Below are 21439 nucleotides of genomic sequence, written 5' to 3'. Positions count from 1 at the left end.
TATTAGGAGAACATGCTAATCTGAAATCTAAACCTATGAGCAACCGCTGGAAGGATGAAACTTAAGCAATGCTGCGATTTAAATTGAAATACCTGCTGCAGAGCAGACAGAACCGTCTAATCCTGATGCTGACAGCCGGGGTATCTCTGCTGATTACTGTGATTGGTCTATTCTCCTATAAAGAGTACCGCAATGCACTGGACACCGAGCTGAATACACCGAATATTGAACTGCTGCAGATTAATGTAGATGTTACGAACCGGGCCTTCCGGGAATCCGACAACAAGGCGGTGGATCTGTCCTTCCATCCTGCTGTGCTGAGCTATATCGATGCGGCTAAGGCGGATAACCGCGGCAGAGCCGCAGCGGCGCAGGAATACCTCAAGGCGCTGGCGACAGAGCCGGATGTACACGCAATCAGTGTGGTCAAGTTCAAGGACCGGTCTGTGCTCTCCAGCCGCTACGGCTATGTTCCGTCCTGGGGGGAGGCGCCTGAGCATGAATGGGAGTCCTGGATCGGGGGAATGAAGGAGAAGCCGCTTTTGATCAAAAGAAGACTCAACACCGGAACCGGTTCCCGCCCCGGTGATACTGAGCTGTTATCACTCGCCCGGCCGGTCGTGGTGAACGGGGAAGTGGCCGGTGCCGTACTGATTGATCTGGATTACGATACACTGTTCTCCAAAATGTACACCCATCTCTCCAGCTACCAGCTCGTATATAACCTGGAGGGAGAGCTTATCTACCCCAAGCTGAATCTTCCGTTCCCGCTGGCGGAGCTGGGGAAGGTGCTGGAGGACATCGATGTCAGTCCCTTTGCCCATGTCACCATCGGAGGCCAGGCCTATATGGCGAATCAGACCTTCTCCAATGTGACCGGCTGGCGCCTGCTTTCGCTCGTACCCATGGAGCAGCTGCTCAAAAATGTGAAGATTGCCCGCAATATGATGCTGATGCTGTCACTAATCTCCATCGCCGTAGGTCTCGCTGCCATGTATTATTACAATTTTGCCGCCTTCCGGCCGCTCAAACGGATTAACAAGCTGCTGCTTCCTGAGCAGAAGGCATCCGGGCAGGGCGGGCTGTACGATCTGGAGCCGGTCATCGGCAAGCTGGTCGGTGACTTCCGCAGTAAATCGCTGGTGGCGGACTGGAGTCTCCCGGAGCTGCGCTCCAAATTCCTGCAGGACCTGATCACACGGAGTATCGGCACCCAGGAGACACATACGCGGTTTGAGCACTATTTTAACGGCTGGAAGGAAGGTCCGTTCGAGCTGCTGGTCTTATCCATAGACCGGCATACCCAGTGGTCTGCGGGCTTTAAGGAAGAGGATCAAATGCTGCTCAAATACGCGATGATTAACATGGCCTATGAAATCTGCGAAGCCTCCTGGCGGACCGTGGTCGCTGCACCGCAGCAGGACAGTCTCGTCATCCTGTTACAGGCGGCAGGCGGGGAAGAGCAGGAGCTGTACGCAGTTGCCCGGAAGCTGGCGTCTGCCATGCCCGAAGTGCTGAAGATTCCGGTGTCCGTTGGCATCGGTGAACAAGCGGGCTCCATTACCCGTATCGCCCAGTCCTACTCAGAGGCGCAGACTGCGCTCTCCTACCGGTTATATGAAGGGTATTCCCATGTACGGGTCTATTCCCGTGCAGAGAATAAATATGAAGAGAGCATCGGGGCTGCGGATGAGGTCTGGAAGCAGGAAATGCTGAACGCCCTTAGAGCATCCGATGCTGCCGCTGCACAGGATTGGGTCCGCAGAGGTATCGCCGAGACCCGCAAGCGGGGAATTCAGCCGCTTAAAGTATTCCGCTCGCTAAGTGACCTGCTGGAGGAGATTCTGCATATAGCTGCTGCCGGGGGATACCCGGTACCTGCGGAGCTGGCAGACTACACCTGGCATCAGGTGACGACAATGGAGCTTAATGAGATTGAGCAGATGCTGTGCAGCATAGCGGTTCAGCTATCGGAAGCCTTTGGGGCGCACCGGCAATCGAAGGAGTTCCTGCTGGTTCAGGATCTTATAGAGTATATGAAGGACAATCTGCAATTCAATATCGGGCTGTCTGATATCGCCTCCCATGTGAACATGGGAGTATCCTCGGTGAGCACCATCTTCAAGGAAGAGACCGGAACTACGGTATATGACTATCTGACCAATCTACGAATCGATAGAGCCTGTGAGCTGCTGCAGGACAGCAGTCTGAGAATTGCCGAAATTGCCCAGCGGGTGGGTTATCAGAATGAGAACAGCTTCATCCGGGTCTTCCGCAAGATTAAATCGACCACACCCGGCAAGTTCAGGGAGAGCAGCAAATCTTCCAAGGAGTATGCAGATCGGCCAAAACCGCACCATTCCGGCGTTTCTGAGGATTCGGAATAGGATTATACGATTGAAGAAACACCCCCGATTACGATAAAGTTCTATTTGAGAAAACTTTCACATCCTCCAAGGCAGGGTGCGGATACTCAAAGTAAACGGGGGTGAGGGGATGGGCGCAAGGCCAGGCATAGGCATTAAGCATCTGCGGGCTGCCCGATTACTTCTATATTAGAGAAGAGGGATGGATTTGAAACGATCAACTCAAATAGGGCTATGGACAGCAGCTGCAGCAGCTTTGGTCCTGTTGATTCTTAGAATCGGTAATCCTGCAGATGGCGGCTCGGGCCAGGAGACTGCCGGCACCGGTTATCCCGGACGGCCCATCACACTGCTTGTGCCATATGCCGCAGGAGGAGGAACGGACGCCACCGCGCGAGCGCTCGCCACCGCGGCAGAGAAGGTGCTGGGCCAGCCGGTAATTGTGGTTAACCGCACCGGCGGCGGGGGCTCCGTAGGACTGATGGAAGGCGCGAATGCGAAGGGAGACGGCTATACCGTTACTTTTTTGCCGGCCGAGCTGACGATTCTTCCGCATCTGGGGTTATTGCCGATTACCTATGAGAGATTCAAACCGATCGCTCAAACGAATTTTGATCCTTCCGCCATCACCGTAAGACAGGACGCGCCATGGCAGGACGTTAATGAATTTCTCGACTTTGCGAAAGCGCATCCAGAGGAACTGAAAATGGGAAACGCAGGCACGGGGAGCATTTGGCACTTGGCCGCCGTAACCCTGGAACGGGAGACCGGTGTGAAGTTCGCGCATATTCCCTTTGAAGGTGCAGGGCCGGCCGTCTCCGCCTTAATGGACGGATTCGTGGATGCGGTACCGGTCAGTCCCGCCGAGGTGAAGAAGTATGTGGATGAAGGCAAGCTGCGGATGCTGGCAGTCAATGCCGATAAGCGCTCAGAGGCGCTGCCGGATGTGCCAACCCTGGAAGAGCAGACCGGCATACACGTGAACTTCACGGGAACATGGAGAGGACTGGCTGTGCCGAAGGATACGCCGGATGCGATTGCGGAGGTATTAGCCGGGGCATTTATCAAAGGGACTGAAGACAGGGAATTCCGCGAATATATGAACTCGAACGGGCTGGGGCTGCTGGTGAAGGACGGCAAAGCCTTTGCGAAGCAGCTCAAGGAGAGCGATGATCTGTTCGCCGCCATGATTCCCGAGCTTGGACTAAGCCGCAAGTAGATAATACACACTCATCATGAGTAAGAAGGGTATGGTAATCATATGAAAATCAAAAAGACACTGGATCGGATCCCCGGCGGAATGATGCTAATTCCCCTATTTCTGGGAGCGATCATTCACACTGCTTTTCCGGATGCGGGCGAATATTTCGGAGGGTTCACCAAAGGTCTGATGACGGGCACCGTACCGATTCTGGCCGTGTGGTTCTTCTGTATGGGAGCCGCAATTGATGTCAGAGCTACCGGAACCGTACTGCGCAAATCGGGTACGCTGGTATTGACCAAGATTGCCGTAGCCTGGGTTGTTGCCATGATCGCCATCCAGTTCCTGCCCGAGGGCGGGGTGCAGACGGGCTTCTTCGCCGGACTGTCGGTCCTCGCTATCATCTCCGCTATGGATATGACCAACGGCGGCTTGTACGCCTCTATTATGCAGCAGTATGGGACCAAGGAAGAATCCGGTGCCTTCGTGCTGATGTCACTCGAATCCGGGCCGCTCGTAACCATGCTTATTCTGGGCAGCACCGGTGTGGCCGTGTTTGAACCGCATCTCTTCATCGGCGCTGTCCTGCCGTTCCTCGTCGGGTTCATTCTGGGTAACCTGGATCATGATCTGCGCGCTTACTTCGGCAAAGCTACCCAGACGCTCATTCCCTTCTTCGGCTTCGCCCTGGGCAGCTCGATCGACCTTGGCGTGATTGTGGACACCGGCCTGCTCGGCATTCTGCTTGGCGTTGTCGTTATCATTATTACCGGTATCCCGCTGATTCTGGCCGACAAGTTCATTGGCCGCGGTAACGGAACTGCCGGACTCGCTGCCTCCAGTACCGCCGGTGCTGCTGTCGCCAACCCTATGCTGGTAGCGAACATGAAGCCCGAATTCCTGCCGGCCGCCCAGTCTGCTACAGCGCTGGTAGCCGCATCTGTAATCGTTACGTCCATTCTCGTCCCGATCATCACCGCTTACTATTCCGACTACATGAAGAAAAAGAACCCTCCGGCAGCAGAGGGACCTATAGGTGCTAAAACTCAGAAGGCAGCAGGCTAAACAGCGGATAACAACGTGATTTCAACATATTAGAGTGAATTAATTCTATGTCAATTAGAACCCCCGGACAGCGTTAGGGCTGCTCCGGGGGCTTTTTTTGAATCATCTGAATGAAGAGTAGAACGAGAAATCCTGCAAGAAGTGCAGCAATACTGCCCCAAAGAAGCGCCAGATGCTGAAATCGTGTATGAAATGCAACAATGCCAGCTCTAACTTGCTCTAAACACCGAAATTCCTGCAAATGATGCAACAATGTGCCGTAGCCCATAAGATTCTTTAGAAGAATCCTGCAAAAAATGCAACAATGTGATCCATACATGCGGTCGGTGAGAGGAAATGCTCAGAATTGGCAAGTGATATGATACAGACAGCACCTTAACGGTGCGGATTGTCCAGAGAGTGACTGCGGAGGATGAATACAAGGTGAAGGTGGAGCAGTGGAACTTTGTTTTTGGGCAGGGGAAAATCAAGTCCGTGAAAAGGGTGCCGGATACGGCAAAATATCTGGACCGGTACACCCTTTTCCCGGGGGCTAACTTTGGCATATAGGTTCCTTACTCCGGGATGGCCCGGATCAGCTCCGTGTAAGAGAGGCCGGGGAATTTAAATGTAGCAACAGTGCCGTCGCTAAGCCTCTGATAACCGCTATACACCCCGTTGTCGTAGCTAAAAGAATCCTGAAACAGATCGGAAATATACGCTGGCTGCACACCGCCGAACGTAGTTGCCGGATAACCGGGGATATCTGCCTCCGAAGCCTCCCATATGGCTTTTGCCGTTGTGCCTGTAATCTCAACCACTGTGGTTATTTCTCCATTGCTGTAGGCATAGCGGGTGGCGTCCTTTGAGGCAAAGGAATAGCTATAGTATTGGGAGTGGTCACTTTGTACACTTGCACCGGGCTTGAAAGAGTAGCGAACCGGCAACGAAATGGCCGCCAGGCGGGCCTGCTTAAGATCTGCTGAATGGATGGCCTGGGTATCAGGAGTGAAATTCTTGGACTGAATGAAGATGATTTCCCTTATTTTTTCATAGTACACACTGTATCCAAATGCCTCACTGATAAACTTTGCGGGAACCATGAGTCGTCCGTTGTAATTATTGGCTTCACTATCCATTTGTAACGGTACGCCATTCTTATAGGCAATCGATTGTCTCTGAGTCATTTCAAATTGGTCATTGGAGGAATTCGTAATCGTTACTGTATGGCGGATACCATCCCAGGAATAGTGAAGCCCCAGGGAAGCAAGCGTGCGGATGGGAATCATCGTTCGGCCAGCCAGTATGAAGGGACTGCGATCAGCGGAGATAAAAGCACCATCGATGTTGACCTGTATAGGTCTTGTGGTTGACCGGGCCGGGCTGGAAGCAGGGGCTGCCAGAATAACGTTGGGAAGCATAAGCATGAACAGCATAATGCAACAGGCAGGAAGCCACCTTTTGAATGAAGACATTGACCAATCATTCCCTTCCAGTAATTAGTATATATTGATTATAACGTGAAATCCAAATTAGGATAAGTATGGGGGAAAGCATGAACAAAAAGGACTGGATTTTAGTAGCTTTAGTAGTTTCTCTATTCGGAAATGCTATGTTTTTTATGGAGTTTAAGCGTGTCAGTAGGAATGAAGAGTTGAGACATGAATTACTGAATGCTTATATTCAACGAGATCTAACTCAACTTGAGGCAACTATACAGTATCAACAAGATCATAATTGGGAAAATGAAACTCTTGTTACACAGAAACTAGATGATGCGATCGATTCGATTATCTTACACAGTGGAATGGAAAGCGATAAAGAGAAGGAAAATATTTTAATGAAATTGTACGATTATATAAATGCGTTTAAGGTGGGTGACGGTACTTTTGATGTTAGCCTAAATGATAAGCAACGTGCTGATTACATCCATTTAGCTCAAAGGCTGCGTACTAACGGATGGAATTACGGTGTTGGATATGATACAAGCTGGGATGCTTTTGCTTCAAAAGTAAACAAGCTCGTAGGAGAATCATAGAATTCATTACCCTGGCCCGAAAAAAAGCCCTCCAGATGCCGTTATGGCTGATAGAGGGCTTATCAGTAATCTTGTATTTATTTCTTCACCACAGGAATCCATACCTCGCAGATTGACTCCTCATGTGTGTCGTCCGTCCAGTAGTACTTCTCCAGACAAGGCCCTTCCACTTGCTCAAAGCCTGACGACGGGAACCATTCCGAATAGATCCGCCGCCACACATCCAGAATCGCAAGGCCTAACTCTGTGTCCCCGGAAAACGAATCACGGCTTTCGAATACAGCATACGTCTGGTCAAGCACAGTCAGGTGGTCAAGCTCCTCCGGGACGTCCTGTCCTTCCGGCAGTTCCGTTCCCATGAGATACCGTTTGGTCCCATCTTCACGGAAGTCGTAATAATAACCGAACAGCAGTGAACCTGCGGGTCTTCCGGCACATTCGTTAATCCGGTCATGCGTTCCATCGTTCCAGATTTTCTCAACGAACGCGGGTATTTCTGTGTAAGCATCCTTGTGAACGACAACCTCTTTTCCAATGACGAGGCAACCCTTCTCTTCAACCATCCGATAATTCATTTCAGTTTCCCCTTTGATCTGAATTTGAAAGGAGAGGCGGGAGAACGATTTGAGCTTCACGTTCTTTTTCTTCGCCATATTGGGGGTCACTCCATGCACCCGCTGAAACGCTCTTGTGAAGGCCTCCGGCGTCTCGTACCCATACTTCAGCGCAATGTCGATTACCTTCCCGTCCGTTCCAGCCAACTCTTCCGCCGCCAGTGTGAGCCTCCGGTTGCGAACATATTCGGTAACAGTGAATCCTGTCAAGGCATGGAACATCCGCTGAAAATGGTACTTCGAGGTCATCGCCGCTCCGGCAATATCCTCGACGCCGATGGCGTTTTGCAGATTCTGCTCTACGTAATCAATCGCCTGCTGGAGCAGCCGTATCGTCTCCATCTCCTCATCTCCCTTTCACTATTCATTGTAGAGAAGCGGGCAGGGAAGGGCCTGACCGGGAATGCTCTGAGTTGTCCGGACTTTTTATCATATACTCCATTCGATGCGATTCCTGAAATTCGAGGCTGTTATACAAATGTATGGCTTCATTCCCAACGACGCAGGATAGGGTAACGCTTGTATAGCCGCGCCGGTAGATCTCATTACATAAGTACTTCACGAAGGTTCGTCCGATTCCGCGTCCCTGAAGGTCAGAACGTACACTAACACTGCTAATTTCATTCCTGTGGATGTGGCTGTAAGCAACGACTTCCCCGTCAAGCTCATAGACCAGCCGCTCGTGCGCATTCGCTGCCCAGGCATTTCGTCTGCCTTCATTAGGCTCTGCAACCACAGAATCGGGGAAGCAGCCGACCCGCACCCGCATTTCATGAAAAGCAGTAGCATACAGCGAATGGGCGTCAACAAAATCCTCATCTCTATACAACCTTGCTGAAGCCGTCTCCTGAGGAAAAGCACTGCCGGTCCGCTCCATATAAATAAGTGAATAGTACGGAGCATAGCCAAGGCTGCGGGCAAACGCAAGGGAAGAGGACACACCGGACCGGACAGAAGTACTGACCTTTCGGGTTCCGCCTGCCTGTAATTGAGTTTCTGCCGCCTGGATCAAGGCCCTGCCAATGCCTTGCCGGCGATGCTGCGGGGCGACGAATACATTTAAATAAGACTGAGGGGCAGGCGCTTCCATTTGGACTAATGCAATAAGCGTCTCTTCCACATAAGCGGCAATAAACAGTTCCGGCTCCTCTTCCAGCACCTTCAGGAGGTCAGGACCCGTATCCGCGTCCAGGCTTAATAGTTTTGCGGCTGCGAGAGAATCCTGCTTACTTAGGCGTTCGCAGCGGATATCTGATAGCTTCATTGGGTTTTGTGTCCTCCCCTGACTTTAATTCAAGCAGTCAATAATAGCATTACTAGCTGCTATTTTTCCACTTTTTTCCGAACATTGATTGGAAACTGGCTAGGTAAGATACATTTTTCCAATTGTTTGTTGAAAAGTAGGGACTGTCGTAATCTTGCTCTCCTATTTCAATAGGCTGCATAAGCCGAAAAGAATCGTTTATACTGGCGGTAAGAGGTGATGGGGATGGACCCGCAATTGTTCGAGCATATCTATGAAACGGTGGTGCGGCGCGAGCCGACCTATGACGGGATTTACTATACGGCGGTGCTGACGACCCATATTGTCTGCCGTCCGTCCTGCCGGGCGAGAACGCCGAAGGCAGCGAATGTTGTATTCTATGGCTCCTTGCAGGAGGCTATTTCGTCAGGCTTCCGTCCCTGCAAAAGATGCCGCCCCGAGGAAGGCGGCACCCTCCGGCCGGATGCGGTCCTGGCAGCGCAGGCAGATGCCATTATGGACGGGCGGTTCGGCAGCAAGCTGACCCTGCAGTCGATGGCGGAAGAGCTGAAGGTCAGCCCGTTCCACCTGCAGCGCACCTATAAGCGGGTTACCGGCCTGTCACCTGCTGCCAGACTGGACACACTGCGCACAGAAGAAGCCTGCAGGCTGCTGACGCAGACTGCGGCGGGGATAGCTGAAGTAGGCGGGGCTGTGGGGTTCCGTACACCCTCTCATTTTGCCGCCTGGTTCGTGAAGAAGACAGGGCTGTCCCCTACAGAGTACCGCAGCAAGCATAACGAAGGAGGAAATCAACATGAATCCAAACCGGAATAACAGCCGGAGTACAGATACTATCACGATTTATTATCATACCCTGAATCCCGGAAACGGGGAGTGGACCCTGTGGGCCAGCGATAAAGGCCTGATCCGCGTATCCTTCCCGCAGGACGAAGGGCAATTACCCGCCTCCTGGTTGAAAATGTATGCGCCTGCCCATGAGCTCATAGAGGATGCCGGGAGATTTGAGCAGCTTGGGGTGATAACGCTGCTGGAGCGGTATTTTGCCGGAGAGCCGGTGGATTTCAGCAGTGTGGAGCTGGATCTGTGGGGCACTCCGTTTCAGCAGGAGGTATGGCGGGGGCTGCTGACCATCCCGCATGGCGAGACAGCCAGCTACAAGCAATTGGCTGAGCGGATCGGCAGACCGTTGGCGGTTCGCGCTGTCGGCGCGGCCAACGGGCAGAACCCGGTGCCGGTTATTGTACCCTGCCACCGGGTGATTGGCGCAAACGGTACCTTAACCGGCTTCCGGGGCGGACTCCAGATGAAGCAGGAGCTGTTACAGCTGGAGGGGATTCTGAATGTAAAGGCGGCTGGTCATGAACGATTTGCTTTTTAAGCTGCCGCTGCCGGAAGACTTCGACCTGGGGGCCTGTCTGGAGTACATGAACCGCTCGCCGCTGGAATGCTTATTCCGCACGGATGAAGCAGGCGTCAGCCGGATGTTCAGGATAGAGGGCGGCCCGCTCCTCGTGAGACTCAGTGTGTCTGAAGATCACAAGCTGAGTGTAATCCGGCTGCATGGGGCGATCCCTAGTGTGCTGGAGCAGGAAGTGCTGTCCCGCTACATTGTGGAATGGTTTGATCTGGACCGTGATCTTGCCCCGTTCTACAGTCTGGCGGCGGCGGACCCGCTGCTCGGACCCTTGGCAAGCGAGCACCGGGGGCTGCGGATCATCGGCATCCCGGATCTGTTCGAGGCGTTATGCTGGGCGATTCTGGGGCAGCAGGTGAATCTGGCTTTTGCCTACAGGCTGAAGCAGCGGCTGACCGCTGAATATGGGGAAGCGCTGGAATGGGAGGGGCAGACCTACTACCGTTTCCCTGGCCCGGAGGTGTTCACAGAGGTGCAGATCGAGGAGTTATGCGCCTTGCAGCTAACCCGCAGCAAAGCACAGACAGTGCTTACCGTAGCCTCGCTGATCACGAGCGGGGAGCTAAGCCGGGAGGAGCTGCTGGCGCTACCGTCCCCGGCCGCCGCCGAGCAGCGGCTGCTGCAGATCCGCGGGATCGGCCCGTGGACCTCGCAATATGTCCGCATGCGCTGCCTGCGCGATGCTTCCTCTTATCCGGTCGGCGATGTCGGCCTGCAGAACGTGATCAAGCATCTGACCGGCATGGACCGCAAGCCGACACCGGCGGAGCTGCTGGAGCTGGCCCGGCCGTGGCAAGGCTGGGAAGCATACGCCACCTTTTACTTGTGGCGGGCGTTATATTAGAACAAAGCACGGTCCCCTTAAGTATGGCGGGACCGTGCTTTGTTTGCGTTGTTGCGGCTGAGCTGCCCAATGCGGATGTGGTGGGAAAACCGACCACAATTGGACGGCGCGATGGCTACCGGGGCGAATGTAATCGAAAAACCGATTACATTCGGCCAGCGCACAGGCACATCGGCTTTGAGCATAGTATTTCCCCCAATGTGTGTTGCCCGCAATGCCCATCGGCCCAATGTTACCTCAGCCTCCCCAGCCTCACCGCCCCTTCATCATGAAGATCTGGAAGCAGACGCCGAACTTATCGGTCACCATGCCGTAAGCGGGACTGTAATAGGCCGGGGCCAGCTCGATATCGACGGTGCCACCTGCCTTCAGTGAGTTGAATAGCTGCTGTGCTTCAGCCTCGGTCTCCACCGTGAGACAGATGTTGATGCTGTTGCCCCGGCTGCGCGGCATACCCGGCTCATAATCGGCCACAAAAAACTTCGTCTCTCCCGCCAGCAGCACCGCATGGGCGATCTGCGCCTTTTCCTCCTCCGTCATCGGGGCGTCCGGGTTCTGTGGGCCTTCGCCCATCGTCTGCTTGAAGAGGACCACTGCGCCCAGCGCCTCCTGATAAAAGGCTATCGCCTCAGCGGCAGATCCGTCCACCAGAATATAAGGATTCATTTGCAGTTTCATGTCTTGTTCGCTCCTTGGAATATTTATTTGCCTGTACTAACCGGCTATGGTTATAGTGTAGACTATAATAGTGACAGGTCTTGTCATAGTTAAAATAATAGATGGAGTGAAACCTGTGTCGAAATCCAAAAGGCTGCTGGACCTGATGATGACCGTCAACCGCAAGCGCAAATTCACTGTCAGGGAGCTGGCTGACGAATTCCAAGTCTCTTCACGCACAATCCTTAGGGATTTGCAGGAGCTGGGGGAGCTGGGCGTACCGCTCTATTCCGAAGTGGGACCGCATGGTGGGTATCAGGTACTAAGCGAGAGAATCCTGCCGCCGATTGCGTTCACGGAGGAAGAGGCGGTGGCGATTTTTTTTGCCAGCCATGCCCTGCGCCATTATAAATATCTTCCCTTCAAGGAAGAATCCTTATCCGCCCTGCACAAGTTCTATAACTACATGTCTGGGGATGTCCGTGACCGGATTGATGAGATGAAGAACAGGATTGATTTTCTGACCCCGGCGCGGCAGGCGGAATTCCCTTATCTGTCTCAACTGCTGGAAGCGGCCACCGGGCAAAAAGTGCTGCTGATCGATTACCAGTCGAAGGGCCGCCGGCAGCAAAGGTGGATTCAGCCCGTCGGGATCTACGCCAGTAACGGCCTGTGGTATTGTCCGGCGCATTGCTTCCTGCGGGGCGGCATCCGGATCTTCCGCTGTGACCGGATCCAGTCTGCCGGGTATGATGAAGCGGGACCGGCCGCGCTTGATCTGCGTCATATCCACTTGGACAATACGGAGGAATACAGCAGCCCGCCGCAGCAGCAGGTGGAACCAAGCCTTATCCGGCTGTACATAGAGCTGGGCAGTGAGGGGGTTCAGGCCTGCGAAGGGGAGGTATGGTCCCCGGTGCTGCTGCATATGCGTGAAGATGGCACAGGCTGGCTGGGGGGCGAGATTCCGGGAAGCGATCTGGGCTTCTTCGCGCGGTTTGTGATTGGCCTGTGCAGCGAGGCAACGGTGCTGGAGCCGCCGGAGCTGGTGGCCGAGGTGAAGCGGACGCTTGCGGATATGCTGGAGAAGTATAGTTGATTTAAAAGCCCTGAAGATATTAGGCAGCTCCTGCACCCGCCACCAACCTCTCGTGAGAGATAAAAGTAGCTCATTGTATTTCCTGCAATAGAAAGCTTATATTTGGCCGTGAAATGATATTCTATTGTATTTCGTACATTGGAATATGGCATTGTGGGCGAAAAACAGCCTCTGTTCAACAATCAATTGTACCGAATACAATAGAATCTATTTCAAAGCTGTTTTGACAACAATCCGTTGTACAGAATGCAGTTACTGCTGTCCCATCGCCTAGAATAGTATCCGAATGACTGCGCAGGAATGAGGTTTAATCTGATGCTCTGCTAACCCAGCCACGCCCCCGCCAATCTGCGGATGCCCTCATCGATCAGGTCCTCAGCGATCCCGCCGAAGCCCAGGATGAATTCAGGCTGATCGTAGTCCGGCTTGCCCCACCAGGTGTAGGACATGGGGGTAACGCGAATGCCTTCAGCTTCCGCTATTGCGGCAAGCTCCTTGGCGCTGATGCTATTGCTGACTCTGTTGCTGACTCTGGAGCCAACTTCTGCTGCGGGCGGCTTAAAGGTCATCAGCAGATGGAATCCGGCATCCGTTCCGCTGAGCACTGCGGCATCGCCGAAATGCTGCCTGACTGATCGCAGCAGCAGGTCATGCTTGCGCTGATAGAGCAGGCGCATCCGGCGCAGGTGCTTTTCGAAATGCCCCCGCTCCATGAAATAGTGCAGCGCGATCTGATGAAGCCGGGAGGCCGAATGCTCCAGGTACAGCTCACTTCTCAGGCTGTGGTAGTCCGGCAGCAGCTCCTCCGGCAGAACCATGTAGTGAATACATAAGGCAGGAGTCACCGACTGGGCGAAGCTGCACATATAGATCACCGGGCTGCCCTCGGCCAGCCCTTGAAGCGCCGGAATCGGCCGCCCGTGATAGCGGAACTCCCCGTCATAATCATCCTCGATGATATAGCCGCCTGTGGACCGGGCCCACTCCAGCAATGCGAGGCGTTTGGTAATCGGCATGGTCATCCCCCGGGGAAACTGGTGGGACGGCGAGATGTACACAGCATCTGCCCCGCTGCTGTAGAGCTTGTCTGGCTGTAATCCATCCTCCTCCAGCGGAATCGGCAGGATACTGTATCCGCTGCGCCGGAATGCCGCCGGCAGCAGGTGGTACCCCGGATCTTCGATACCCAGTCCGTTAACCCTTCCCTTCAGCAGCAGACACAGCAAAGAACACAGCGTATATTGGTCGCCGCCGACTACAATCTGCTTCTCCGTGCAGCGCAGCCCGCGGAATTGCCGCAGATGGGCGGCGATGCTTGCGCGGAGGGCAGGCTCTCCTTGGGGGTCGCCGTACTGGAGCAGATCTGGATTCGCCAGCTGCTCCTGGTAGAGGCTGCGCCATATTTTGTGCGGGAACAGGGAGAAATCATTGCGCGACATATGGAAATCATACGTATAGTGCCGTGAATCACGGGGCGTGATTGGGCGGGGTGCCGGACGGAGCCGTTCCCCGGCAGGAGCAGGGCTGCCTTCCTGGTGAACGGGCAGGATGTAATAGCCGCTGCGCGGCTTGCTGGCGATGAAGCCCTCTGCCAGAAGCTGCTGGTAGGCCAGCTCCACCGGAGTGGCGCTGATTCCGCATAACCCCGCCAGGCGGCGGATAGAAGGCAGGCGCGTGCCGCTCTGGAGGGCGCCGCTCAGGATTGCTTTTGCCAGATAATCATAGAGCTGTATGTAGTAAGGGGTCTCGCTGTGTTCATTCAGATCCGGGACAAGCAGCATGCTTCACCTTCCATCTGTCCTTTGAAACCGGACGTTTCTGTATATTTTATAGTATACAGATTTATATTACGATAAGGGCAATTACGACAGTGGGAGTGGACAGAGATGAACAGTAATTCAAGGCTTTTAACAGGGGATAAGGTATATTTGCGCTCCCTGAACGGGGAAGACGCCGGGCTGTATTATGAGATGTTCCACGGCGCGGAAGTCCGCAGGCTGACCGGTACCAAGAATCATGTCACCAAAGAGCAGATTGAGCAGTATATCGCCCGTAAATCCGGGGATGACAGTACGGTGCTGCTGCTGATCGCGCTGAAGGAGAACGACGAGGTTATCGGCGACATCGCCATTCAGGATATCGATGGGGATAACCGGAATGCCAATCTGCGGATCGCCATCGGGGACGAGCGGCATCAGGGACAAGGATACGGGCGCGAAGCGCTGCTGCTTATGCTGGATTACGGCTTCGGCATTCTGAATCTGCACAGGATTGAGCTGGAGGTCTACAGTTATAATGCCCGTGCTGCACATGTCTATGAGTCCATCGGTTTTGTGCAGGAGGGGGTGCGGCGCCAGACGCTGTTCTATAACCATGAGTATCATGATGTGATTATGATGGGTATGCTGGAGAGTGAATACCGGGAGCGTTATTTGAAGTAGAACAGAAAGGTCAAATAAGGTCAAATCTTTAATAATGTTAAAATTTATTATAAAAAACGAGCCGAAACGCCGGATTTTCCCGGATTTTCGGCTTATACCGGTTTTGTTTTCTCCGGGGGTGCAGGCTATAATAAAGCCATAGGTCAGACAAAGTCAAAGACTGAGTAAGACCAAATTCAAAAAACAAAAGTCAAATGAGAGGAGAATGAAGGATGTTTGATTTGGTTCCTTTTGGTAAACGCAGAGATGATGCTTTTGGTGTGCTGGCGAAGTCGCTGAACGAAATGTTTAATGATGATTTCTTCGCACCGTTGACCAGTAACGCGCTGTCTTTCCGGACGGACATCTGTGAGCGTGAAGGAGCATATCTGATCGAGGCCGAGCTTCCGGGCTTCCGCAAAGAAGAAATCGACATTGATTATTCCAGCCCTTACTTGACGATCAAGGCCGTCCGCAAAGAAGAGAACAGCGAAGAGAATAAGGAGCATCAGATGGTACGCCGCGAACGGCGGTATGGGGAATATGTACGCCGGTTCTACGTCCAGGATATTGCAGAGGAAGACATCCGTGCTTCTCTGAAGGATGGTGTACTGAGCCTGGAGGTGCCGAAACGGCAGAAGTCGCAGGGCAAGCGGATTGAAATTCAAGATGGCGGAAACGATACTCCAGACCGGAAAGAGCTTCAGTAAGCGGAAGGGGAGCCTTAAGAAGCAGATGGACATTCAAGTCCGGCTGAAGCTGCCGCTTCCGCAGTAGCTCAGGGCTTAGCGGCTGTAGCCGCTGGCCAATCCGGTTCACTGGGCGGCAGCAGGATTCCACCGGACTTTTCATATAGCACTTCATAATTAGACGCATTGTAGTGGGGGTTCCGGCTATAATGCGTCTTTTCCCGGAGGAAGGCAGAAGGTTCCCATTACACGAAAGGAGGAGGTCCCGGTGGCGGCAAATTATTATGAGCGTCTTGGGGTAGATCAGAAGGCGTCGAAGCAGGAGATCAAGAAGGCCTATCAGAAGCTGGCCAAAAAATGGCATCCCGATGTCAACAAGGCCCCGGAGGCAGAGGCGAAATTCAAGGAAGCAGCCGAGGCATATGAGGTGCTGGGCGACGAAGAGAAGCGCAAAATCTATGATGAGGAGCTCCGCTATGGAGCCGCAGCAGGCTCGCGGGGTCAGCGCAGCTACGGATCAGCCTCCTCTGCGTCATGGGAATCGCCATTTGGCGCGGGCTGGAGCAGCGGAGCCGGCTCTGCCGGTGGTATACCCGAAGAGGATCTGTTCGGGATGTTCTTCGGCAGCCGGGGCGCGGCTGACCGCGCCGGCTTCTTCTCGGGCAGCAGTGGTGCCCGTCCAGGCGGAAGCCCGTGGGGGGATGAGTTCAGTACGATGCAGGCCCAGCTTGAGATTACGCTGGAGCAGGCCTGCAAAGGCGGTAATATCAGCGTTCAGGCGGCAGGCAAGGACCTGAATGTACAGATTCCCCCACGCTCGGCGGAAGGGACCATCATTCGGGTACCGGGCGGCGGAAGCGGAGCGGGCCAGGGCGGCGATCTGCTGATCTCGCTGCATCTCCTGCCGCATGAGATCTATGAGCCGGACGGCGGCGATCTGCTCGGCACGGTTGAGATCGCCCCTTGGCAGGCTGTGCTTGGCGGGGAAGCCAAGGTGGCGCTGCCGGACGGCAGCAGCGTGAAGCTGAAGATCCCTGCCGGGATAGCCAGCGGCGGAACGCTGCGCCTCTCCGGCAAGGGGCTGAGACGTCCGGACGGAACGAATGGTGACATCCTGTTCCGGATGGAGATGGTCATTCCGGCCGGAACGACCGAGGCAGAGAAGAAGCTGTACCGCCAGCTGGCGGAGTCCGGCAGCTTCCAGGCCGGGGCGAAACGGCGTACCACAGGCGGAGCGCAGCGGCGCAGCGCCGCAACGCGGTAAGGCAGATTCTGATTCAGTAAATAACAGCCGGGCATCCGGCTGATTAACATATACATTGTAGAAAGGCGATGATCCTAATGGATTTCAATAAACTTACCCAGAAGCTGCAAGAGGCCGTGGCGGAGGCACAGTCGCTGGCGGGTTCCAGCGGGCATCAGGAGATTGACAATCTTCATCTGCTGAAGGCACTGCTCCAGCAGCATGAGGGCCTGCTGCCCCGGCTGCTGCAGAAGATGAATGTTCCCGCAGCAGAGCTGCTTCAGGGAACAGAAGCGCTGCTCCAGCGCAAACCCACTGTAAGCGGGAGCGGAGCAGGCACCATGCGGCGCTATGCCTCGCCTGCGCTGATTGCTATGCTGGAGCAGGCGGAGCAGGAAGCGGCCAAGATGCAGGACGAATTCGTTGCGGTAGAGCATGCTGTTCTGGCTATGGTCTCGGATGCAAGCAGCGGGAACCGCGAGCTGCGCGGATTATTCACCAGCCGGGGCGTTACCCGGGAGAAGCTGCTCGGTGTGCTTGCGGAGATCCGCGGACACCAGCGGGTGACCAGCCGGGAGCCGGAGGCCACCTATGAGGTGCTGGAGAAGTACGGCCGCGATCTCGTAGCCGAGGTGCGGGCAGGTAAGATCGATCCGGTCATCGGGCGCGATGCCGAGATTCGCCGGGTGATCCGCATCCTCTCCCGCAAGACCAAGAATAACCCTGTTCTGATCGGGGAGCCGGGGGTCGGCAAGACAGCGATTGTGGAAGGGCTGGCCCACCGGATTGTCCGACGGGATGTGCCGGAGGGACTGAAGGACAAGACGATTTTCTCGCTGGATATGAGCGCGCTGATTGCCGGTGCGAAATACCGCGGGGAGTTCGAGGAGCGGCTGCAGGCGGTGCTGAAGGAGATCCGCGAGAGTGACGGGCGGATTATTCTGTTCATTGACGAGCTGCATACGATTGTAGGTGCCGGTAAGACGGAGGGGGCCATGGATGCGGGCAACATGCTGAAGCCGATGCTGGCCCGGGGCGAGCTGCACTGTATCGGGGCGACCACGCTGGATGAGTACCGCAAATATATCGAGAAGGACCCGGCGCTCGAACGCCGCTTCCAGCAGGTGCTGGTCAGTGAGCCGGATGTCGAGGATACCATTTCGATTCTGCGGGGATTGAAGGAACGCTTCGAGGTGCATCACGGGGTCAAAATCTACGACAGCGCCCTGGTCGCAGCCGGTGTGCTGTCCAACCGTTACATCACCGACCGCTTCCTGCCGGATAAGGCAATTGACCTGGTCGATGAAGCCTGCGCGATGATCCGCACGGAGATTGACTCTATGCCCGGCGAGATGGATGAGGTGACCCGCCGACTGATGCAGATGGAGATAGAGGAAGCGGCGCTCAAAAAAGAGACCGACGACGCCAGTGCGCGCCGGCTGGAGAACCTCCAACGGGAGCTGGCAGACCTCAAGGAGAAGCATCTGGGGATGACGGCCCGCTGGGAGAAGGAGAAATCGGCCATTCAGGGCATCCGTGACCTGAAGAAGCGGCTGGAGCAGGCCCGCAAGGATCTGGTCGATGCGCAGGAGATTTATGATCTCAACAAGTCGGCTGAATTAAGCTATGGCATTATTCCTGATCTGGAGCGGCAGCTTAAGGCCGCGGAGGAAGCGGCCCAGCAGGATCAGGAGACCCGGCTGCTGCGTGAAGCCGTGACGGAGGAGGAGATCGCCGATATTGTCTCACGCTGGACGGGTGTTCCCGTAAGCAGACTGGTGGAAGGCGAGCGGGATAAGCTGCTGCGGCTGGAGGATACGCTGCATGAGCGGGTACTCGGGCAGGATGAGGCGGTCCGGCTGGTATCGGACGCTGTTCTTCGGGCAAGGGCCGGCATCAAGGACCCGAACCGTCCGATCGGCTCGTTTCTGTTCCTCGGGCCGACCGGGGTCGGGAAGACGGAGCTGGCCAAAGCACTGGCGGTATCGCTATTCGACCGCGAGGACGGCATGATCCGTATCGATATGTCAGAGTATATGGAGAAGCATAGTGTCTCCCGTCTCGTGGGCGCTCCTCCCGGATATGTCGGCTATGAAGAAGGCGGCCAACTGACTGAAGCGGTGCGCCGCCAGCCGTATACAGTAGTCCTGCTGGATGAGGTGGAAAAGGCTCATCCGGATGTGTTTAACATTCTGCTGCAGCTGCTGGATGACGGGCGGCTGACCGATTCCCAGGGCCGGATGGTCGACTTCAAGAACACTATTGTCATCATGACCTCCAATATCGGCTCACCGCATCTGATTCAGGGCACCGATGACAACGGCGAGCTGACTGAAGCCGTGAAGGACAGGGTCATGAAGGAGCTGAGCGGACATTTCCGTCCAGAGTTCCTCAACCGGGTGGATGATATTGTAATGTTCAAGCCGCTGACACTGGGCGAGACCCAGAGAATTGTAGTTAAGCTGGTAGATGGACTGCGTCTGCGTCTCGCAGAGCGGAATATCGGTCTCATGCTGAGCGACCGGGCAGTGCGCTTCATTGCGGAGGAAGGCTTCGACTCGGTGTATGGCGCCCGGCCGCTGAAGCGGTTCATCCAGCGCAGCCTGGAGACCCGGGTAGCGCGTGCGCTGATCGCCGGAGAAGCGGAGGAAGGCTCAGTGATGACTGTCGATGAAGCGGACGGAGAGCTGACCGTTGCAATAGCGAAATCAGAGTCTGCGAAGACAGTAGGATCGATGTGAAATGTAATGGGCCCCGGCGTCACCTCCTAGTATAGTGTCAACGGACCGAAGAGACCTTATCCCCACGAGAACGCCACCTTTTGCAGCGTAACGGACTCAGTGGACCTTATCGTCTTTCTGCGAGACGTTTTGGAGCTGAATGGCAGGGGATAAGGTCTTTGCGGTCCGCTAATCGCCCAAGTGAGGACTTTCTTCCCGGATAAGAGCACCTCAGTCCGTTACGCTAAGCCAAATGCCCCCAAATAACAAAATAAGGTTCGTTAGAAAGCGAAAAAAGCATATCTTTGTAGATGATATAAATATGGACTGGAACTGCCGTTGGAAGCGGTGCGGGGCAACGCTAGTACGGGCCTTTGGCGCTTTTACAGGCCTCCCGGCTAGGTCTTTGGTATAGTCCAATCAGCATCTTACTGAGACTATGTGACGATTTTTTGTAAATATGTGGTTGAAATGTTGTCATGGCGGAGGGTGCCGGGTAATAGAAATGATTAGAACTTTCGAATATGGCGGGATTTGAAGCAGAAGCCAAGGAAACGGAGGGAAAGATCATGGCGGCACAGACGGTATCCGGTATCAGCCCGGTACAGGCCACTACAGCTTACGGCAGCACACAGAGTGATGTCAGTTCTCTGGAGAAGCAGCGCAACCGGCTGCTGATGGAGCTGGACAAGGTGAATGCGGCGCAGGGCGGAGAGATGCAGACTCCTTATCGCCGGGAGCAGCTACAGCGGCAAATACGGCAGCTGGAGGCCCATCTGGTGCAGAAAAGCGGGAGTACCGCTTCGGCTTCATTTGTACCGGCTCCCCCGCTTCAGGATCATACTCCGCCCTTGGGGATTGAGGGAAAGGGAGGCTTTAAGGGCATCGGTCTGACCGATCCCCGGACAGCGACGGTAGACGCAGAAGGTCATTTTGATGCGTTGATTTAGATAAGGGAGTAGTGAACCCAATCCTTCCCTTTGACCGCGTTCATGTTTTCAAAGAAGCTTTGAGCGCGTTTGTTATTAGTAGAAGTAATCCAAGTCATGTTGGCATAGCCATGATTCTGTGAGTACTGTTGACATGCCAGGAATAGTTGTGATTCCACTTCGGTATCTCTAAAGGCTTCTCTTACGAAGAGGTCGTTCATAACAATGATTTTATCTGCTTTCATAGTGCTGAATGTAAAGAATAGGGTAGCAAAGCCGACCAACTCTCCATTCTGCTCTGCCACGAACTGCACCCCCTGCTGCTGGTCAAAAAGGGTCTGGATTAAAGAGTTGATTTTATCGGCAGAAGGTTTAGGGTTCTGATAAAAACCAACGATGTATTCATACATCAGCTCGGTCAGACTGCTTACATCATTAGGCTCAGCGTTTCTGATTATCAATGGCATAGGTGTGCTCCTTTTTCGTGAATAATGAATAATAATACAACTATCAGTATAATAACTCAATATGTGATAGACATATCCGTACAAAAAAGGCCATCCATAAAGGATGACCTTATCCAAAATCTAAAGGATTCTCACTATATTGTTAGAAACTGCCGGATAGTGTTCGAATATTTGCAGATCATGAATGCCGGTCTTGCCTGATAGATTAGCTATTCCTAATAGATAACAAGCGGGCAGCGCCACGGTTAGGGTGGCGTTTGCCCGCTTGTTCATGTGCTATCCCCGGCCTGTATGAAGTTAAGAATCTCCGTCACAATATGAGAAATGGCATCCTCCCGCGGGAGAAGAATGCATTGACTGACTATTTCAATGTCCTCCTGAAATAGCTCAATGATCTGGAGCATGGCCTCGGGCTGTTTTTGACGGA

General features: G+C 54.2%; 20 protein-coding genes. 14 read left to right on the top strand and 6 right to left on the bottom strand.

What is annotated here, in order from left to right:
* The first annotated feature begins 68 nt into the window (after positions 1-68).
* The 4 genes from NST04_RS02135 to NST04_RS02120 all read left to right on the top strand — a co-directional run bounded on the left by NST04_RS02135 (position 69) and on the right by NST04_RS02120 (position 5181).
* Positions 69-2387, top strand: coding sequence for a helix-turn-helix domain-containing protein (locus NST04_RS02135; RefSeq protein ID WP_341182983.1), 2319 nt, complete (start codon positions 69-71; stop codon positions 2385-2387).
* 181 nt (positions 2388-2568) lie between these two features.
* The gene (locus tag NST04_RS02130; RefSeq protein WP_341182982.1) at positions 2569-3585 is read left to right on the top strand and encodes a tripartite tricarboxylate transporter substrate binding protein; all 1017 of its coding nucleotides are present in this window, start codon (positions 2569-2571) and stop codon (positions 3583-3585) included.
* 42 nt (positions 3586-3627) lie between these two features.
* Positions 3628-4632, top strand: coding sequence for a 2-keto-3-deoxygluconate transporter (gene kdgT / locus NST04_RS02125; RefSeq protein ID WP_341182981.1), 1005 nt, complete (start codon positions 3628-3630; stop codon positions 4630-4632).
* A gap of 381 nt (positions 4633-5013) precedes the next feature.
* On the top strand, positions 5014-5181 hold the full coding sequence (locus tag NST04_RS02120; RefSeq protein ID WP_341182980.1) for a hypothetical protein: 168 nt from the start codon (positions 5014-5016) through the stop codon (positions 5179-5181).
* 5 nt (positions 5182-5186) lie between these two features.
* On the opposite strand, the gene NST04_RS02115 is transcribed toward NST04_RS02120, so the two are convergent.
* Positions 5187-6032, bottom strand: a complete 846-nt coding sequence (locus NST04_RS02115; protein ID WP_341182979.1) for a copper amine oxidase N-terminal domain-containing protein — start codon at positions 6030-6032, stop codon at positions 5187-5189.
* 134 nt (positions 6033-6166) lie between these two features.
* On the opposite strand from NST04_RS02115, the gene NST04_RS02110 reads away from it, so the two are divergent.
* A complete protein-coding gene (locus NST04_RS02110) occupies positions 6167-6649 on the top strand; it encodes a hypothetical protein (RefSeq protein WP_341182978.1) in 483 nt (160 codons plus the stop codon).
* 77 nt (positions 6650-6726) lie between these two features.
* On the opposite strand, the gene NST04_RS02105 is transcribed toward NST04_RS02110, so the two are convergent.
* Positions 6727-7605, bottom strand: coding sequence for an AraC family transcriptional regulator (locus NST04_RS02105; RefSeq protein WP_341182977.1), 879 nt, complete (start codon positions 7603-7605; stop codon positions 6727-6729).
* Positions 7606-7627: 22 nt separating this feature from the next.
* Complete coding sequence (locus NST04_RS02100; RefSeq protein ID WP_341182976.1) at positions 7628-8527, bottom strand: GNAT family N-acetyltransferase; 900 nt, start codon at positions 8525-8527, stop codon at positions 7628-7630.
* Between the two features lie 225 nt (positions 8528-8752).
* Between NST04_RS02100 and NST04_RS02095 the strand changes: the two genes are divergently transcribed.
* The 3 genes from NST04_RS02095 to NST04_RS02085 are packed head-to-tail and all read left to right on the top strand — an operon-like array spanning position 8753 to position 10788.
* Positions 8753-9343 (top strand): bifunctional transcriptional activator/DNA repair enzyme AdaA, encoded by a 591-nt coding sequence (locus NST04_RS02095; protein WP_341182975.1) that lies wholly within the window; start codon positions 8753-8755, stop codon positions 9341-9343.
* The gene (locus NST04_RS02090; protein WP_341182974.1) at positions 9324-9908 is read left to right on the top strand and encodes a methylated-DNA--[protein]-cysteine S-methyltransferase; all 585 of its coding nucleotides are present in this window, start codon (positions 9324-9326) and stop codon (positions 9906-9908) included. Before NST04_RS02095 ends, NST04_RS02090 begins: the two co-directional genes overlap by 20 nt.
* Positions 9889-10788 (top strand): DNA-3-methyladenine glycosylase family protein, encoded by a 900-nt coding sequence (locus tag NST04_RS02085; RefSeq protein WP_341182973.1) that lies wholly within the window; start codon positions 9889-9891, stop codon positions 10786-10788. Before NST04_RS02090 ends, NST04_RS02085 begins: the two co-directional genes overlap by 20 nt.
* Positions 10789-11040: 252 nt before the next feature.
* Here the strand turns inward: NST04_RS02085 and NST04_RS02080 are convergent, their stop codons facing one another.
* A complete protein-coding gene (locus NST04_RS02080; protein WP_341182972.1) occupies positions 11041-11466 on the bottom strand; it encodes a VOC family protein in 426 nt (141 codons plus the stop codon).
* 115 nt (positions 11467-11581) lie between these two features.
* Between NST04_RS02080 and NST04_RS02075 the strand changes: the two genes are divergently transcribed.
* Positions 11582-12544 carry a helix-turn-helix transcriptional regulator gene (locus NST04_RS02075; RefSeq protein WP_341182971.1) on the top strand — a complete coding sequence of 321 codons (963 nt, stop codon included), beginning with the start codon at positions 11582-11584 and terminating at the stop codon, positions 12542-12544.
* 323 nt (positions 12545-12867) lie between these two features.
* Here NST04_RS02075 and pdxR read toward each other — a convergent pair whose 3' ends face one another.
* On the bottom strand, positions 12868-14325 hold the full coding sequence (gene pdxR / locus NST04_RS02070; protein ID WP_341182970.1) for a MocR-like pyridoxine biosynthesis transcription factor PdxR: 1458 nt from the start codon (positions 14323-14325) through the stop codon (positions 12868-12870).
* A 105-nt stretch (positions 14326-14430) separates the two neighbouring features.
* Here pdxR and NST04_RS02065 point away from each other — a divergent pair, with 105 nt between their 5' ends.
* From NST04_RS02065 to NST04_RS02045, 5 genes are all read left to right on the top strand, one after another.
* Positions 14431-14985 carry a GNAT family N-acetyltransferase gene (locus NST04_RS02065; RefSeq protein WP_341149691.1) on the top strand — a complete coding sequence of 185 codons (555 nt, stop codon included), beginning with the start codon at positions 14431-14433 and terminating at the stop codon, positions 14983-14985.
* A 212-nt stretch (positions 14986-15197) separates the two neighbouring features.
* On the top strand, positions 15198-15674 hold the full coding sequence (locus NST04_RS02060; RefSeq protein ID WP_341182969.1) for an Hsp20/alpha crystallin family protein: 477 nt from the start codon (positions 15198-15200) through the stop codon (positions 15672-15674).
* Positions 15675-15921: 247 nt separating this feature from the next.
* On the top strand, positions 15922-16917 hold the full coding sequence (locus NST04_RS02055) for a DnaJ C-terminal domain-containing protein (protein ID WP_341182968.1): 996 nt from the start codon (positions 15922-15924) through the stop codon (positions 16915-16917).
* Positions 16918-16994: 77 nt separating this feature from the next.
* Positions 16995-19637: an ATP-dependent chaperone ClpB gene (gene clpB, locus NST04_RS02050; RefSeq protein ID WP_341182967.1), complete on the top strand. Its 2643-nt coding sequence runs from the start codon at positions 16995-16997 to the stop codon at positions 19635-19637.
* 503 nt (positions 19638-20140) lie between these two features.
* Positions 20141-20566, top strand: a complete 426-nt coding sequence (locus NST04_RS02045) for a hypothetical protein (protein ID WP_341182966.1) — start codon at positions 20141-20143, stop codon at positions 20564-20566.
* On the opposite strand, the gene NST04_RS02040 is transcribed toward NST04_RS02045, so the two are convergent.
* A complete protein-coding gene (locus tag NST04_RS02040; protein WP_341182965.1) occupies positions 20563-21012 on the bottom strand; it encodes a GNAT family N-acetyltransferase in 450 nt (149 codons plus the stop codon). The genes NST04_RS02045 and NST04_RS02040 overlap by 4 nt on opposite strands.
* Between the last annotated feature and the right edge of the window lie 427 nt (positions 21013-21439).

The sequence above is a fragment of the Paenibacillus sp. FSL H7-0756 genome, assembly GCF_038006765.1.
Classification (GTDB): Bacteria; Bacillota; Bacilli; order Paenibacillales; family Paenibacillaceae; genus Paenibacillus_AQ.
This window is presented reverse-complemented; position numbering and strand designations above follow the sequence as displayed.